Origin of the sequence: Serratia sp. G204Y (assembly GCF_051172435.1) — a bacterium.
Taxonomy (GTDB): Bacteria; Pseudomonadota; Gammaproteobacteria; order Enterobacterales; family Enterobacteriaceae; genus Serratia; species Serratia sarumanii.
On record NZ_JBPIZA010000001.1, the window covers coordinates 543,123 to 558,615 of the forward strand.

The window sequence follows — 15,493 nt, forward strand, 5'->3', positions numbered from 1 at the left end:
GGCCTAAAGGTAGCAAAGACTCTCCAAAACCGCCAGACAGAGCCCCCGCAGGCGCGGGAGCCCATCGTATCAGGCGCCCAAACCGCCAAGGCACAGGTATTTGATTTCGAGATAGTCTTCGATGCCGTATTTTGAGCCTTCGCGCCCCAAACCTGAGTGCTTCATGCCGCCGAACGGCGCCACCTCGGTGGAGATCAGCCCTTCGTTGATGCCGACGATGCCGTACTCCAGCGCTTCGGCCACGCGCATCACTCGGCCGATGTCGCGGCTGTAGAAGTAAGCGGCCAGGCCGAACGGCGTGTCGTTGGCCAGTTCGACGGCGTCGGCCTCGTGGCTGAAGCGGATCAGGGGCGCCACCGGGCCGAACGTCTCCTCGCGGAAGATTTTCGCCGTGCGCGGCACGTCGGTCAGGATGGTCGGGGTGAAGAAATTGCCGCCCAGCGCGTCAGGCTTGCCGCCCAGCAGCACCGATGCGCCGTGTTCGACGGCGTCGGCGATATGCTCGCGCACTTTCTCCACTGCGTCCGGGTTAATCAGCGGGCCGATGGTGACGCCCTCATCCAGCCCGTTGCCGACTTTCAGCTTGGCGACGGCGGCTTTCAGTTTGGCGGCGAAGGCGTCGTATACGCCGTCCTGCACCAGAAAACGGTTGGTGCAGACGCAGGTCTGGCCGGCGTTGCGGTATTTCGAGGCGACCGCGCCGGCCACGGCGGCGTCCAGATCGGCGTCGTCGAACACGATAAACGGCGCGTTGCCGCCCAGCTCCATGCTGGTTTTCTTGATGGTGGGCGCGCACTGGGCCAGCAGCTGCGCGCCGACTTCGGTGCTGCCGGTGAAGGAGAGTTTACGCACATCCGGGTTGGCGGTGAGTTCGCCGCCGATGCCCTTGCTGGGGCCGGTGATCACGTTGCACACCCCGGCGGGCAGCCCGGCGCGCTCCGCCAGCACGGCGATCGCCAGCGCCGAGAACGGCGTCTGGCTGGCGGGGCGGATCACCCCGGTACAGCCGGCGGCCCAGCCGGGGCCGGCTTTGCGGGTGATCATCGCCGCCGGAAAGTTCCACGGGGTGATGGCGGCGAACACGCCGATCGGCTCTTTCTGCACGATAATGCGGCGACCGGCCTGCGGCTGCGGAATGGTGTCACCGTAGACCCGCTTGCCTTCCTCGGCGAACCATTCGATAAAGGAGGCGGCGTAGGCGATTTCACCGCGGCTTTCGGCCAGCGGTTTGCCCTGTTCCGCCGTCATGATGCGAGCCAGATCGTCCTGATTTTCCATCATCAGTTCAAACAGCCGCCGCAGCTTGCCGGCGCGCTCTTTGGCGGTCAGCGCACGCCAGGCGGGCAGTGCTTTTTTGGCGGCGGCGATGGCGCGCGCGGTTTCTTCGGCGCCGAAGGCCGGCACGTGGCCGACCAGCTCGCCGTTGGCGGGGTTATGAATAGCGATCGAATGGCCTGCTTGGGCCGGCAACCATTGCCCGTCGATGTAATTGGCCTCGCGGAACAGCGTGGGATCCTTGAGGGTAGCGCTGATGCTGGTGCTCATTGTTCTCTTCCTTTGCTGAGTTCAACAGAATGGTCTATCCCATACGGCTACCCTTTACCCTAGCAAACTTTGCCGCCGCCGTTTGCCGCCACGGCGACAAGATGAGCGTTTTCTTTATGCGCATCTTCTGTACAAAAAATATCCGCCGCCGGGCCGATACTGAAAGAGCAGGCATATGACCCTTTTCGATGTGATTAAAAGGAGTGTGCGAATGATGAAATCAGTGGACAGACATCTCGCGGCCTACGGCAGCGAAATGGATTTTTTGGCGTCGAGCATCGCCCTGATGGAATGGCAAGGGCGGCAGATTGACGCCGGGCAGGTGGCCGGCAATATGTCGGAACAGCAAAGCCGCCTGTTCTTTGCGCGGTTGCGTTATTTTCGTCAGCTTTATCAGGCCGCATCGGCGGCCGAACACAGCCTGTAATCTTCCGATTCAGCCCCGCCGCAGCGGGGCTTTTCATTTCAGCGGCGCCACACCCCGGTCGCCAGCGTCGCCGGCGAATATTCCAGATCGCGTCCCCGCCACGGCAGCGCCGCGGCAAAACGCCAGGCGCGGTGAACGTCAAACCGCCAATAGCGTTCCGCCCCTTCAACGCCGGGATGTCCTTCCGCCTGCCAGAGGATCTGCGTTTTTCCCTGCAGATGCAGCACGTCGCCGCGCTCAAAATCGATGAACAGCAGCGCCGCCCGCGGTTCGGCCAGCAGGTTGCCCAACGTATTCATATAACGGTTGCCGCGAAAGTCCGGTATCCACAGCGTGTCGCCTGCCAGATGGATAAAGCCGGGGCGGCCGCCGCGATGGGAAATATCGACGCCGCCCTGCGCCAGTTCCAGGTGCGCGCCGCTGGCGACGAAGCTGGTGTCCGCGGTGCGGATCAGCGCCTGCGCCGCCGCATCGAGCGAAGCTAAATGCTCAACCGGCTGTGGCCGGCTCTCCACCGGGTAGAGTTCGCGGCGCTGAATGTACTTCGGGCAGTTGCCGAAGCTTTGGTGAACGACGATCTCCACCCGGTTTTTGTCGGTGCGGCCGACGGTGCCGTTGGCGCGGTTGCGTCGCCGGTTGCTGAAGTCGAGCCCGAGCGCGCCGACCGGTTTGCCGGGCAGCAACAGCGCCTGGGCGGGATCGTCGCTGCGGCGCGGCGCGCTGATGCGCAGGTGCGTGTCGTCCGGCGTGCGTAAAAACCCGGACGGGCCGCTGAACAGGGTGGCGATGGGCCAGCCCTGTTCGTCCAGCGTGGCGACGAACAGGTAGGGCAACGCGGCGAAAAACGCGCGGTGCTGATCCGGCATCGCGGGGTAGATGCCGCCGCCCACGCGATCGAAACCGGCCAGCGTTTGCGCGCGCAGCTCATCGGGGTGGAACCGTTGCGGGATCATGGCGTCAGCTCGCCGCCGGTTCCGGCAGGGCCGGCATGGCGAAGAAGCCGGGAAGCGCCGCGATGCTCGCCACCCAGCGGCGTATGGCGGGGTAAGGCGCCAGCGAAATGCCGCCTTCGGCCGCGACCGCCACATAGCTGTAGCAGGCCAGATCGGCGATGGTCGCCTGTTCGCCGGCCAGATAGCCGCGCTCGCTCAGGTGCTGCTCCATCTGCGGCAGAAAACGATCGCTGATTGCCCGCGCTGCCTGATAATCCTCCGGCACGGCGAACTGGGCGATCAATCGGCAGGAGGCCGGGCCGTAGCGCACTTCACCGGCGGCTTTGGAAAGCCAGGCCTGCACTCGCGCCGCCGCCGCCGGCTGTTCCGGCAGCCAGTGGCTGTTCGGTGCATAGCGCTTCACCAGATAGACCAGAATGGCGTTGCTGTCGGCCAGCGTCAGATCGCCGTCCTGCAAGACCGGGATCTGGCCGAACGGGTTGAGCCGGCGAAAGGCCGCGCTCTGGCGTACCTCCGCCGAGGCTTCTACCCATTCATAGGGCAGCGCCAGCATGCGCAGCAGCAACGCCACGCGGTGAACGTGGCCGGAAAGCGGGGTGCCGTAGAGGGTGATGGTGGACATGGCGTTTCTCCTCACTGTTTTTTTTTCAGCATACTCTTGCGGCGAATGAGCGGAATCCGGCAATGTGGAAATTGATAATTTCATTTTTCGGAAGAGTCTATGGATCGGTTAGACGAGTTGGCCATCTTCGTGGCGGTGGTGCAGCAGGGCAGCCTGGCGGCGGCCGGGCGCAAACTGCGGCGCTCGGCGCCGGCGATCACCCGGGCGATCGCCGCGCTGGAACAGCGTTTCGGCACCCGGCTGGTGGAGCGCACCACCCGGCGGCTGGCGCCTACCGAAGCGGGCGTGCGGTTGCTGGAGCGCGCGCAACAGCTGCTGCAGGATTATCAGGCGGTGGTGCAGGATACCGCCGAAGCGCAGCTGAGCGGCTTGCTGCGCGTCACCTCGCCGGTGCAGTTCGGCCGCCGCTACGTGGCGCCAGTGGTGATGGCGTTTCTCGATGACTATCCGCAGATGCAGATCGAAATGGTGTTGAACGATCGCAATCTCGATCTGATCGACGAAGGATTGGATATCGCGGTGCGCATCGGTCATCTGCAGGACTCTTCGCGCGTGGCGCGGCGGCTGGGGCAGGTCAGCCGGGTGACGGTCGCCAGCCCGGCTTACCTGGCGCGCTGCGGCGAGCCGCGCTCACCGGCGCAGCTGGCGGAGCACGCCACCATCGTTGGCACCCAGCGGCCGTCGCTGCGCGAATGGCGCTTCGGCCCGCAGGAAAACGGCGAGCGCGTGCGCTTGGCTCCCCGGCTGTTGCTCAACGATGTGGAGGCGCAGCTGCTGGCGGTGCGCGCCGGCAAGGGCATCGCCCGGCTGCTCTCGTATCAGGTGGCGGACGATCTGGCCGCCGGCACGCTGGTGCGGCTGCTGGCGGACCATGAACCGTTGCCGATGCCGGTACAGCTGGTGGCGCAGCAGGCGCAGCGCATGCCGCTCAAGGTGCGCGCCTTTTGGGATTATGCGTTTGAACGGCTCAGCGCATTGCCGCAAATTCAGCCGGACGGGCGGGGAAAATAAGCGCGAAAAGTTTCATGGGTTAAACTTTTTCGCCGCCTGTCTCATTTTATTTTACCGGGCGCGCATTGCTGATGCGCCCATCTTGACAATAATGTTGCCGGTGCTAATAGTTAATTCATATTTTAAATAATAAACGAAGTTTAATATATGAAACAACTTGCGGGGAGCTATGACAACGGCGCCAGGGTGGATAATGAAGACGCTATTTTGACTTCATTTCAAACTCGCAGCGCGGCTATTTATCATCAGGCGAAGCATGAAAAGAATATTGCGTATGGCGAAAGCGAACGCGAGACGTTTGATTGGCTTTATTCTGCAAAGCAGCACCAGGGCACGTTAATTTTTATTCACGGCGGCTATTGGCAATGCTGCGATAAGGCAGATTTCGCCTTTATCGCCGCCGGGCCGTTGGCGTTGGGCTTTGACGTGGTGCTGGTGGAATATGCGCTGGCGCCGGCGGTTAATCTTGACGCTATTTGCCGCCAGGTGGGGGCGGCGCTTGATGCCATTCAGCGCCGTCTGCCGCCGCACTATGCCCATCCGGTGCATTTGTGCGGCCATTCCGCCGGCGGGCATCTGGCGGCGTTTTGGCAGCGGCATGCGTTGGTGGATGCGGTCTTTCCCGTCAGCGGCCTGTTCGAACTGGCGCCGCTGCAAGAGAGCTATGTCAACCGGGCGCTGCAGCTGACCGCGCGGCAGATTGAAACGCTCAGCCCGGCGCGCCGGCTGCCGGCGCGCAGTAAGCCGCTCACGTTGTATTACGGCGCTGATGAGCTGCCGGAACTGATCGGCCAGTCGCAGCACTATCACGCGGCGCTGCGCCAAGGCGGGCTGCCGGCCGATCTGGTCGCGGTGCCCGGCGCCAATCATTTCACCATTCTGGATGCGTTGTTCGCCGCCGACGGCGCGCTGCTTCGCCAACTTGACCACTACGGGAACCACTGACATGCGCGAGATCGTAGCGACCGGGCTGCCGGAGATCGGCCAGCCTTTTTCCTGGGCTACCCGGGGCGGCGGCATGCTGTTTACCGCCCACGGCCCGGTGCGGGCGGACGGCAGCATCGAAACCGGCGCGCCTGAGCAACAGATTGCGTTAACCTTCGACAATCTGGCCCAGACGCTGAAGGCGGCAGGCAGCCACAGCGATAAGGTGCTGCAGGTAATGGTTTATCTCACCGACGTTAACGACGTTAAATTGCTCGATGATATTTACCGGAAATACTTTAATTATCCTTATCCCAATCGCTCCACGGTTATTGTCGATAAATTGGTGGTGCCGGGAATGAAAATAGAAATTACCGTCAGCGCCATCGCCTGATTTAATTTCTCATTAAGTCCGTCTTCATATTAATTCAATAACGAGTTAAGGATGCGTCATGTTTAAACAGATTGCACCTTCTGCAGCCGATCCTATTATGTCGCTGATGGAAGCCTATTTGCAGGACCCCAATCCGAAAAAAGTGAATTTAGGCATTGGGCTCTATTACGACCGGCAGGGGAATATTCCGCTGATGCAGGCGGTGGAGGCCGCCGAGCAGCGGTTGCTGGCGCTGCGTCGCCCGCACGGCTATCCGCCGATCGAAGGTTCGCCGCAGTTCGCTCGCCAGGTGCAGGCGCTGCTGTTCGGCGAGCAACAGGCGGCCGAGATCGCCACGGTGCAGACCGTCGGCGGCTCCGGTGCGCTAAAGTTGGCGGCGGATTTTTTGCGCCACTTTCTGGCGCGCGGTGACATTTGGGTATCCGCTCCCACCTGGGCCAATCACTGGGCGATATTTGAAGGAGCCGGGCTGCAGGTGAATACCTATCCCTACTTTGACGAAGCGGCGGGAGGCCTGCGTTTCGCCGCCATGCTCGACGCGCTGGACAGCCTGCCGCCCGGCAGCGTAGTCCTGTTACATCCTTGCTGCCATAACCCGACCGGCACCGATCTGACGGCGGAGCAGTGGCGCGCCACGCTCGCCGTGCTGCAGCGGCGTAAGCTGCTGCCGCTGTTCGATATCGCCTATCAGGGCTTCGGCGACGGGCTGGAGGAGGATTGCTTTGCGTTGCGCGAAGCGCTGAAAACCGATCTGCCGTTTTTGGTCTGCAACTCGTTTTCCAAAAACGTGGCGCTGTACGGCCAGCGGCTGGGCGCGCTGTCGGTGCGCTGCGCCGATGCGGAAAACGCCGCCAACGTCAAAGGTGCGTTAAAAACGCTGATCCGCCGCAGCTACTCCTGCCCGCCGACGCACGGTAGCCAGATCGTGGAGACCCTGCTCGGCGACGCCGAACTCGGTGAGCTTTGGCGCAATGAGCTGGCGGAAATGCGCGTGCGCATCAAGCAGATGCGTGAGCAGCTGGCCGCCGGCCTGGCGCGGGGCGGCTCTTCGCTGGATCACCAGCGTATACGCGATCAGCGCGGCATGTTCAGCTATACCGGCCTGAACGAAGCTCAGCTGCAGACCCTGCGGCAGCGCTACGCCATCTATCTGGTTTCGCCCGGCCGCATGTGCCTGCCGGGGCTCAACCCCGGCAATATTGACTACGTGACCGCCGCCATTCTCGACGTCACCCGTACCGTCTAACGTCGCCCGGGAACCCAGCCATGCCACAGATGAATGATTTTGAGCATATCGCCCGCCGTCAGGGCGGGTTGAACAAGCATCTTACCGCCGGGCAGATGTCGATGCTGGCGATCGGCGGCGCCATCGGCACCGGGCTGTTTCTCGGCAGTGCCTACGCCATTCAGATGGCGGGGCCGGCGGTATTGCTGAGCTACCTGATCGGCGGCGTTATTGCGCTGCTGTTGATGGGCAGCCTGGCGGAAATGACCTCCGAACACCCGACGCCCGGCTCGTTCGGCGACTACGCCGAATTCTATCTCGGCCCGCTGTTCGGTTTTCTGGTGCGTTATTCCTACTGGTCTTGCGTGGTGCTGGCGGTGGGCACCGAAGTTACCGCCATCGGCATGTACATGCAGTTCTGGTTCCCGGCGACGCCGACCTGGCCGTGGGTGCTGCTGTTCTCGGCGGCGGTGATCGTCGTCAATGTGATCGGCGTGAAGTCGTTCGGCCAGGTGGAATACGCGCTGTCCACCGTCAAAGTGACGGCGATCGTGGCGTTCATTCTGATCGGCATCGGCATGCTGGCGTTCTCGGGCAACCCGGCTTACGGCCTGCGCAATCTGACCGCCGGCGGCTTCATGCCGTTTGGCGTCAAGGGCATGTGGTTCGCAACGATCGTGTCTATCTTCAGCTACCTGAGCATTGAAATGATCGCGGTGGCCGCCGGCGAGGCGAAAAATCCGGTGATTGCGGTGAAGGCGGCGTTCAAGGGCACCCTCGTGCGGCTGTTCATCTTCTACATGCTGTCGATCGCTCTGATGCTGGCCATCGTGCCCTGGCGCCAGTCCGGCACCGGTGAAAGCCCGTTCCTGATGGCGATGAACGTCATCCATCTGCCCGCCGCCGCCGGTATTTTCAACTTTATCGTGCTGGTGGCGGCGCTGTCGGCGATGAACAGCCAGCTGTATATCACCACCCGCATGATGTTCTCGCTGTCGCGCGCCGGGCAGGCGCCGGCGGCATTGGGGCGCGTCAGCCGGCGCGGCATTCCGGTCAATGCGCTGGCGATGTCGTGCATCGGCATCGTGGTGTCTATCGTGCTGAGCCTGGTGGCGCCGGAAACCTCGTTCGCCGCCATGATGTCCATTTCGGTGTATGGCGCCTGCTTTACCTGGCTGATGATTTTCGTCACCCATCTGTTCTTCCGCCGCCGGCATCGGCAGACCCACCTGAAATTCCGCATGTGGGGGTTCCCCTATACCACCTTGCTGGGCGCCGGGCTGATGGCGGCGCTGATGATCTCGACCGCGTTTACCGAATTCTTCCGCATGACGCTGTGGTTCGGTATTCCGTTCACCTTGCTGCTGGTGGCGGCCTACCGCTTCCAAAGCCGCCGCGCAGCGGCGTCGTCGCCGTTCAAGGCGCCGGAGGTGGAGTAATGCGGGAGAGGGGCTGAGGCGCGCCTCAGCCCCGGGGATTACAGCTGGCTTTTCGGGATCAGGTGGTCGCCGAAGCTCAGGCGCTGGCGGCCCGGTTCGATTTCGGTCAGCGGCGCCACTTCGCGCAGCGAGGATTTGCAGCGCTGAACCAGATCCTGATATTCGCGGGTGCCGGCGATCTTCCAGGCCAGTTCTTGCTCGGTCAGATCGCGCAGCACGCGCGCCGGGCTGCCGACCACCAGCTTGTTGGCTTCGAGAGTCGCCGCGGCTTTGACGAACGCCATCGCGCCAACGATGGTGTTCTCGCCGATCTCCGCGCCGTCCATCACCACCGCGTTCATGCCCACCATCGCATTGCGGCGAATGCGGCAGCCGTGCAGGATGGCGCCGTGGCCGATATGGCCGTCTTCTTCCACCACCGTGTCCTGCTGCGGGAAGCCGTGCATCACGCAGTTGTCCTGAATGTTGGCGCCGTCGCAGATCACCAGGCGGCCAAAATCGCCGCGCAGGCTGGCGTTCGGGCCGATGTACACGTGTTTGCCGACGATCACGTCGCCGATCAGCACCGCCGTCGGGTGCACGTAACTGCTGGGGTCAACGACCGGCGTCAGGCCGTCAATCTGATATACAGGCATAGCGTGAGTTCCTTAATATGTAGGGTCGCGCGGCAGGCCGCCGAAGCGCCGATAGTAGCCGGCGGCCGGCGCGGGCAGGGCGCCGATGGTGGTTTCCGCCAGCGCGCTGACGTACTCCGTCGCGGCGCGGTCGACCTGCTGATAAAGATTGATGCACAGGTTGCGGGCGATCTGGCCCTCCCACTGCGCGGGCAGCAGCGCGTCCGGCAGCAGCGGATCTTTCAACACCACGCGACGGAAGAAGTGAATCAATAATAGCTTAATCTGGAAACAGCGCAGCGGCGTCAGCGCCGCCGGATCGACTTCGCGCAGCAGCGCCATCAGCGGCCGGAAGGAGACGATAAACTCGTGATAGCCGGCCGCCACCTCGCTTAGCGACCAGCAGTCGGCCACCAATTTCTGCAGGGTTTGCTCGGAGCGGTTGTAGGGATAATCGGCGCGGAAGTAAATCACCTGCTCGCTGGCGTTCAGCTCGCCGAGCAGCGCCGTCACGTCGGTTTGCGCATGGGTGGGAGCGGCCATCAGGTTGCTGGCGATTTGCCCGAACCCGAGCCAGCCCAGCTCTTTTTTCAGCCGCGCACGCGCGTTTTTTTCGGCGCTTTCCAGCAGCAAAAGCTCCCACTTGCCGTCCCAGGCAGGCTGCTCGCGCAAATAGATTTTCGATTCGGCGTGGCGGAACTGGCGCATCCCTTGCTCGGTCACGCGGTAGAAGCTGCGGCGGCCTATTTTCTCCACCGCCAGCCACCCTTCTTTTTGCAGGCGGAACACCGAGGTGCGCACGAAGCGATCGCCGAAGCCGAAGGCCTCCAGCAGCGCGCTCAGGCTGCCGAGCCACACTTCGCCGCCGCGGTGGCTGAGCGCGTCGCCGTACAGCGAAATGATCAGCGAGGTGCCGCTGATCGGCTGCGCGTCGACGGCATGGCGAATGAACTCATCCAGTTTATGTTCCATATTTTTCCATGGGTTAGCCTTCGATGAGCCATAACATTACCATAATTTAAGGCGGCGTCATCCGTGACGCCGTGCGCCTCAGCGTGGCCGCAAATCGACCACGCGCTGCGCTTTGCCTTCCGAGCGCGGAATATCGCCGCAGTTGGCGATGCTGACGTCGGTGCTGACGCCCACGATCGATTTGATGTGGTGGCGCAACTGGTGGCAGATGTCGCAACGCTGCTGGTGGCTGAGGCTGAGCGCCGATTCTTTCAGTTCGACGCGCACCGCCAGCGTGTCCAGGTGCCCGCTGCGGCTGACCTGCAGCTGGTAGTGCGGCGACAGCTGCTCGAACTGCATGATCTGCTCTTCCACCTGCGACGGGAAGACGTTGACGCCGCGGATGATCAGCATGTCGTCGGAGCGGCCGGTGATCTTGCCCATGCGGCGCATCTGGCGCGCGTCGCCCGGCAGCAGCCGGGTGAGATCGCGGGTGCGGTAGCGGATCACCGGCAGCGCCTCTTTGGTCAGGGTGGTGAACACCAGTTCGCCGTGCTCGCCGTCCGGCAGGGCGACGCCGGTTTCCGGGCAGATGATCTCCGGCAGGAAGTGGTCTTCCCAAATGGTCGGGCCGCCGCCGCTTTCCAGGCACTCCATCGCCACGCCCGGCCCCATCACTTCCGACAGGCCGTAAATATCCAGCGCCTTGATGCCCATGCGGGTTTCGATTTCGTGGCGCAGGGCTTCGGTCCAGGGTTCGGCGCCGAACACGCCGAGCCGCAGCGAGCAGCCGCGCGCGTCGCCGCCCATCTTGCGTTCCAGCTCGTCGATCAGCGTCAGGCAATAGGACGGCGTCACCATGATGATGTCGGGTTTGAAATCGAGGATCAGCTGCGCCTGGCGTTCCGTCTGGCCGCCGGACATCGGGATCACCGTCGCGCCGAGCCGCTCCGCGCCGTAGTGCGCGCCCAGGCCGCCGGTGAACAGGCCGTAACCGTAGGCGACGTGCACCTTGTCTTTGGCGGTGGCGCCGCCGGCGCGCAGGCAGCGGGCGACGATATCGGCCCAGTTATCGATGTCGCGCTGGGTGTAACCCACCACCGTCGGCCGGCCGGTGGTGCCCGAGGAGGCGTGGATGCGCACCACCTGTTCCATCGGCACCGCGAAGGTGTCGAACGGGTAGTTGTCGCGCAGATCCTGCTTGGTGGTGTAGGGGAAGCGCGCCAGATCGCTCAGCTGCTTAAGATCGTCGGGGTGCACGCCGGCCTGGTCGAATTTGCGCTTGTACATCGGCACATTGTCGTAGGCGTGGTGCAGCGTCCACTTCAGACGCGCCAACTGCAACGCTTCAATCTCATCGCGCGAGGCGAATTCGATCGTTTCGAGGGGCTGTGGATTTATTGTCATGGTTAGCCTCAGGGGTCAGACACGCTCAATGATCATGGCGATGCCCTGGCCGACGCCGATGCACATGGTGCAAAGCGCGTAGCGGCCGGCTCGCCGTTCCAGTTCAAACAGGGCGGACAGCGCCAAGCGCGCGCCGCTCATGCCCAGCGGATGTCCCAGAGCGATCGCGCCGCCGTTGGGGTTGACCTGCGGGGCATCGTCCGGCAGGCCAAGCTGGCGCATCACCGCCAGCGCCTGGGCGGCGAACGCTTCGTTCAGTTCGATAACGTCCATCTGCGCCAGGCTCAGCCCGGCGATTTCCAGCACCTTGCGGGTGGCGGGCAGCGGGCCGATGCCCATCAGCCGCGGCTCCACGCCGCAGGTGGCGGTGGCAACGATGCGCGCGCGCGGCGTCAGCCCCTGGCGCGCCGCCATCGCTTCGGAGGCGACGATCAGCGCCGCCGCACCGTCGTTCAGGCCCGAGGCGTTGCCGGCGGTGACGCTGCCGGGCTGACGGAACGGGGTTTTCAGCGCCTGCAGCTGCTCGAGGGTGGTGTCGGGGCGCGGGTGTTCATCCTGGCTAAACAGCGTCACCGCGCCTTTTTTGCCGCTGAGGTTGACGGGGGCTATCTCCTGCGCCAGGTGGCCCAGCGCCTGCGCCCGGGCGGCGCGCCGCTGGCTGCGCAGCGCAAAGGCGTCCTGATCGGCGCGGCTGATGTTGAACTGCGCCGCGACGTTTTCGGCGGTCTCCGGCATCGAATCGGTGCCAAACTCGGCCTGCATCCGCGGATTGACGAAGCGCCAGCCGAGGGTGGTGTCGTACAGCTGCGCCTGGCGGCTGAAGGCGCTGTCGGCCTTGCCCATCACCAGCGGCGCACGGGTCATCGATTCCGCGCCGCCCGCCAGCAGCAGCCCGGCGTCGCCGGCCTTGATGCTGCGCGCCGCCATCGCCAGCGCATCCAGGCCTGAACCGCACAGGCGGTTCACCGTGGTGCCGGAAACGCCGACCGGCAATCCGGCCAGCAGCAGCGCCATGCGCGCCAGGTTGCGGTTGTCTTCCCCGGCCTGGTTGGCGCAGCCGAGGATCACGTCGTCCAACTGCGCCCAATCTACCTGCGGATGGCGTTCCAACAGCACGCGCAGCGGCAGGGCGGCCAGGTCGTCGGCGCGCACCTGGGCCAGCGCGCCGCCATAGCGACCGATCGGGGTGCGCACGCCGTCGCAGATAAATGCCTGATTCATGCCTGATCTCCTAAAATGCTGTGGCCGAGGCGGTGCGCGCGGCCGCGGAACCAGGCGACGGTTTTGCCCCGTTGGTTAACGATCTCGACGTCATACAGCCCGGTGGCTTTGCCCTGATGGCGCACCGCCGCGCTGGCGGTGAGGCGGTCGCCGGCCAGCGCCGGGCGGACGAAGTCGATGCTGCAGCCGGAGGCCACCGCCGCCAACCCCTGGCTGTTGCAGGCGTAGGCGAAGGCGGTGTCCGCCAGGCTGAACAGCTGGCCACCGTGGCAGGTCTGGTGGCCGTTGAGCATCTGCGGGCCGACGGTCATGCTGACCTGAGCGTATCCGGCGTCGACGGCGTCGATGTGCATTCCCATCGCCTGAGCGCAGGTATCTTGCTGGAACATCTGTTCGGCGCAGCGCTGAGCCAGCGCGCGCGGCGTATTGGCGTTCATCGTTCGGCTCCTGGGAAAGAGGCGGGGGAAGCGTAGCGGCGCAGCAGCGGCATTGGGCGATAGCGCGCTTCGCCGTAATAGCGTTGCAGGTTTTCCAGCGTCGCCAGAATGTGGCGCCAGCCGAGCGCGGCGCCCCAGGCCAGCGGGCCGCGCGGATAGTTGACGCCGCGCAGCATCGCCAGATCGGTATCTTCGGCGCTGGCGACGCCTTTGTTCACCACGTCGAGCGCTTCGTTGGCCAGCATGGCCAGGGTGCGCATCGTCAGCAGGCCAGGGTAATCCGGCAACGGAATGACCTGCTTGCCGAGGGACTGCAGCAGGCGAATCGCGTTGGCATTGTGTTGCGCATCGTTTTGCGCCGCGCAGCTGATGGCTATGGCGGAGGCGTGCGCATAGTCGGCACAGAGATCGAACAGCACCACGGGCGTTCCCCGTTCGTCGGCCAGTTGGCCGGCGGTTTTACCATTGGTTAACATCAGTGTAACGTCGTCGATCGTGACGTGTGGGCTGGTCTGGCCGGGTTGTTTGATCGCCCCCGCATTTTCGCTTAACAGCTGCGCCAAATCGGCCAGCGAAGACCAGTCGCCGTGCAGCGTAACGCGTTGCGGCAATGCGGCCTGCGCCGGAGGCGCAAAGGCGATCGCGGCGGCGGATCGCGGTGCGTCGTAGCGGTAGAAACCGCGGCCGGACTTGCGGCCGAGGCGCCCGGCCGCCACCAGCTCCTGTTGCACCAGTGAGGGCGTGAAGCGCGGATCCTGATAGAAGGCCTGATACACCGATTCGGTCACGGCGTAATTGACGTCCTGGCCGATCAGATCGGTCAACTGCAGCGGGCCCATGGCGAAACCGCCGGCGTCGCGCAATACCGCGTCCAGCGTGGCGGCGTCGGCCACCCGTTCCTCCAGCGCGCGCAGGGTTTCGGCATAGAACGGCCGCGCCACGCGGTTGACGATAAATCCGGGCGTCGAGCGGCACACGACGCTTTGCTTACCCCAGCGCTGCGCCAGGGCCTGCAGCGCGGCGAGGGTATCGGTACCGGTCTCCAGACCGCTGACGATCTCCACCAGTTTCATCAGCGGCGCTGGGTTGAAGAAGTGCAGCCCGGCCATGCGCTGCGGGTGTTGCAGTGCCCCGGCGATGGCGGTGATTGACAGCGAAGAGGTATTGCTGGCGAACAGCGCCGTGGGCGAGCAGATCGCCTCCAGATCGCGGAACAGGCTCTGCTTAATCGCCAAATTTTCCGCCACCGCTTCAATCACCAGCGTGCAGTCGGCCAGCTGCTCGAGCGAGTCGGCGCGTTCGAGGCGCGCCAGCAGCGCTTCGGTGGGCGCAGCGTCGGCCTTGCCGCCGTCTACCCGCTGGCGCAGGCGGCGAGCGAGATCGTCGATCGCGCGCTGGGCGGCGGCGGGCGCGATATCGAACAGCCGCACCGGGTGGCCGGCGGCGGCGGCCACCTGGGCGATGCCGATGCCCATGGTGCCGGCGCCGATCACCGCCACCTGGCCGTTAAGAAGGGGCGCGTTCATGGCTATTTCCCGCTGAAGTTGGGCGTGCGTTTGGCAAAGAACGCGCTGACGCCTTCGCGATAGTCGTCGCTGCGGCCGCCCAGGCGTTGCAGATCGCGCTCCAGATCGAGCTGCTGATCGAGGCTGTTGGTGGCCGAGCTGTAGAGGGCTTTCTTGATCAGCCCCAGGCCGTAGGTCGGCTGGGTGGCCAGATGGCGCGCCAGCGTTTGCGTGCGGTCGGCCAATTCATCCGCCGGCACCACCTGCCAGATCATGCCCCACGCCAGCGCCTGTTGGGCGCTGATTTTGTCACCCAGCATGGCCATGCCCATCGCGCGGGCGTGGCCGGCCAGCCGCGGCAGGAACCAGCTGCCGCCGGAGTCAGGCACCAGCCCCAGACGGCAGAACGACTGAATGAAGCTGGCATTGTCGGCGGCGATGACGATATCGCACGCCAGGGCCAGCGCGGCGCCGGCGCCGGCCGCCACGCCGTTGACCGCGCACACCACCGGCTTCGGCAGGGCGGTCAGGCGACGGATCAGGGGGTTGTAGAAACGTTCGACCGACAGGCCGAGATCCGGCGCCTGTTGATCGGCGCTGACGTTGCGATCGTTGAGATCCTGCCCGGCGCAGAAACCGCGCCCGGCGCCGGCGATCAGCAGGCAGCGCACGCTGTCGTCGCGCTCGGCTTGCGTCAGCGCTTCGCTCAGCTGGCGATGCATCTCGTCGTTAAAGCTGTTGAGCCGATCCGGCCGGTTGAGGGTCAGCGTCAACACGCCGGCGTCGAGATGGCTGAGAATCAATGCGTTATCCATAAA

Annotated in this window: 16 protein-coding genes; 6 read left to right on the forward strand and 10 right to left on the reverse strand. The window is 64.3% G+C overall.

Translation table 11 applies throughout. From position 1 onward, the window contains the following. Window positions 1-69: 69 nt before the first annotated feature. The gene (gabD, locus tag ACSBQQ_RS02630; protein ID WP_060427843.1) at window positions 70-1,545 is read right to left on the reverse strand and encodes an NADP-dependent succinate-semialdehyde dehydrogenase; all 1,476 of its coding nucleotides are present in this window, start codon (window positions 1,543-1,545) and stop codon (window positions 70-72) included. A 211-nt stretch (window positions 1,546-1,756) separates the two neighbouring features. Here gabD and ACSBQQ_RS02635 point away from each other — a divergent pair, with 211 nt between their 5' ends. Beyond that, complete coding sequence (locus tag ACSBQQ_RS02635; protein ID WP_033647872.1) at window positions 1,757-1,972, forward strand: glycogen synthase; 216 nt, start codon at window positions 1,757-1,759, stop codon at window positions 1,970-1,972. A gap of 38 nt (window positions 1,973-2,010) precedes the next feature. On the opposite strand, the gene ACSBQQ_RS02640 is transcribed toward ACSBQQ_RS02635, so the two are convergent. Then, window positions 2,011-2,925, reverse strand: a complete 915-nt coding sequence (locus ACSBQQ_RS02640; protein WP_060427845.1) for a pyridoxamine 5'-phosphate oxidase family protein — start codon at window positions 2,923-2,925, stop codon at window positions 2,011-2,013. Between the two features lie 4 nt (window positions 2,926-2,929). Then, a complete protein-coding gene (locus tag ACSBQQ_RS02645) occupies window positions 2,930-3,547 on the reverse strand; it encodes a glutathione S-transferase family protein (RefSeq protein ID WP_033647870.1) in 618 nt (205 codons plus the stop codon). Between the two features lie 99 nt (window positions 3,548-3,646). Here ACSBQQ_RS02645 and ACSBQQ_RS02650 point away from each other — a divergent pair, with 99 nt between their 5' ends. From ACSBQQ_RS02650 to ACSBQQ_RS02670, 5 genes are all read left to right on the forward strand, one after another. Further along, window positions 3,647-4,558: a LysR family transcriptional regulator gene (locus tag ACSBQQ_RS02650; protein WP_033647869.1), complete on the forward strand. Its 912-nt coding sequence runs from the start codon at window positions 3,647-3,649 to the stop codon at window positions 4,556-4,558. A gap of 147 nt (window positions 4,559-4,705) precedes the next feature. Continuing rightward, window positions 4,706-5,503, forward strand: a complete 798-nt coding sequence (locus tag ACSBQQ_RS02655; RefSeq protein WP_060427847.1) for an alpha/beta hydrolase — start codon at window positions 4,706-4,708, stop codon at window positions 5,501-5,503. Window position 5,504: 1 nt separating this feature from the next. After that, on the forward strand, window positions 5,505-5,876 hold the full coding sequence (locus tag ACSBQQ_RS02660; RefSeq protein WP_060419013.1) for a RidA family protein: 372 nt from the start codon (window positions 5,505-5,507) through the stop codon (window positions 5,874-5,876). A 58-nt stretch (window positions 5,877-5,934) separates the two neighbouring features. Further along, a complete protein-coding gene (locus ACSBQQ_RS02665) occupies window positions 5,935-7,122 on the forward strand; it encodes an aromatic amino acid transaminase (RefSeq protein WP_060419011.1) in 1,188 nt (395 codons plus the stop codon). A gap of 20 nt (window positions 7,123-7,142) precedes the next feature. Further along, window positions 7,143-8,540, forward strand: a complete 1,398-nt coding sequence (locus ACSBQQ_RS02670; protein WP_060427849.1) for an amino acid permease — start codon at window positions 7,143-7,145, stop codon at window positions 8,538-8,540. A 38-nt stretch (window positions 8,541-8,578) separates the two neighbouring features. Here ACSBQQ_RS02670 and paaY read toward each other — a convergent pair whose 3' ends face one another. From paaY to paaG, 7 genes are all read right to left on the reverse strand, one after another. After that, window positions 8,579-9,175 (reverse strand): phenylacetic acid degradation protein PaaY, encoded by a 597-nt coding sequence (paaY, locus tag ACSBQQ_RS02675; protein ID WP_033635110.1) that lies wholly within the window; start codon window positions 9,173-9,175, stop codon window positions 8,579-8,581. Window positions 9,176-9,187: 12 nt separating this feature from the next. Then, on the reverse strand, window positions 9,188-10,126 hold the full coding sequence (gene paaX, locus ACSBQQ_RS02680; protein WP_033647864.1) for a phenylacetic acid degradation operon negative regulatory protein PaaX: 939 nt from the start codon (window positions 10,124-10,126) through the stop codon (window positions 9,188-9,190). Window positions 10,127-10,204: 78 nt separating this feature from the next. Then, complete coding sequence (gene paaK, locus ACSBQQ_RS02685; protein WP_033635108.1) at window positions 10,205-11,512, reverse strand: phenylacetate--CoA ligase PaaK; 1,308 nt, start codon at window positions 11,510-11,512, stop codon at window positions 10,205-10,207. Window positions 11,513-11,527: 15 nt separating this feature from the next. Next, window positions 11,528-12,733: a 3-oxoadipyl-CoA thiolase gene (gene pcaF, locus ACSBQQ_RS02690; protein WP_060427851.1), complete on the reverse strand. Its 1,206-nt coding sequence runs from the start codon at window positions 12,731-12,733 to the stop codon at window positions 11,528-11,530. Next, window positions 12,730-13,170: a hydroxyphenylacetyl-CoA thioesterase PaaI gene (paaI, locus tag ACSBQQ_RS02695; protein ID WP_033635105.1), complete on the reverse strand. Its 441-nt coding sequence runs from the start codon at window positions 13,168-13,170 to the stop codon at window positions 12,730-12,732. The genes pcaF and paaI overlap by 4 nt, the downstream gene beginning before the upstream one ends. Next, window positions 13,167-14,696: a 3-hydroxyacyl-CoA dehydrogenase gene (locus tag ACSBQQ_RS02700; RefSeq protein ID WP_060427853.1), complete on the reverse strand. Its 1,530-nt coding sequence runs from the start codon at window positions 14,694-14,696 to the stop codon at window positions 13,167-13,169. The genes paaI and ACSBQQ_RS02700 overlap by 4 nt, the downstream gene beginning before the upstream one ends. Before the next feature lie 2 nt (window positions 14,697-14,698). After that, window positions 14,699-15,490 (reverse strand): 2-(1,2-epoxy-1,2-dihydrophenyl)acetyl-CoA isomerase PaaG, encoded by a 792-nt coding sequence (gene paaG, locus ACSBQQ_RS02705; protein WP_033635102.1) that lies wholly within the window; start codon window positions 15,488-15,490, stop codon window positions 14,699-14,701. Window positions 15,491-15,493 lie beyond the last annotated feature (3 nt).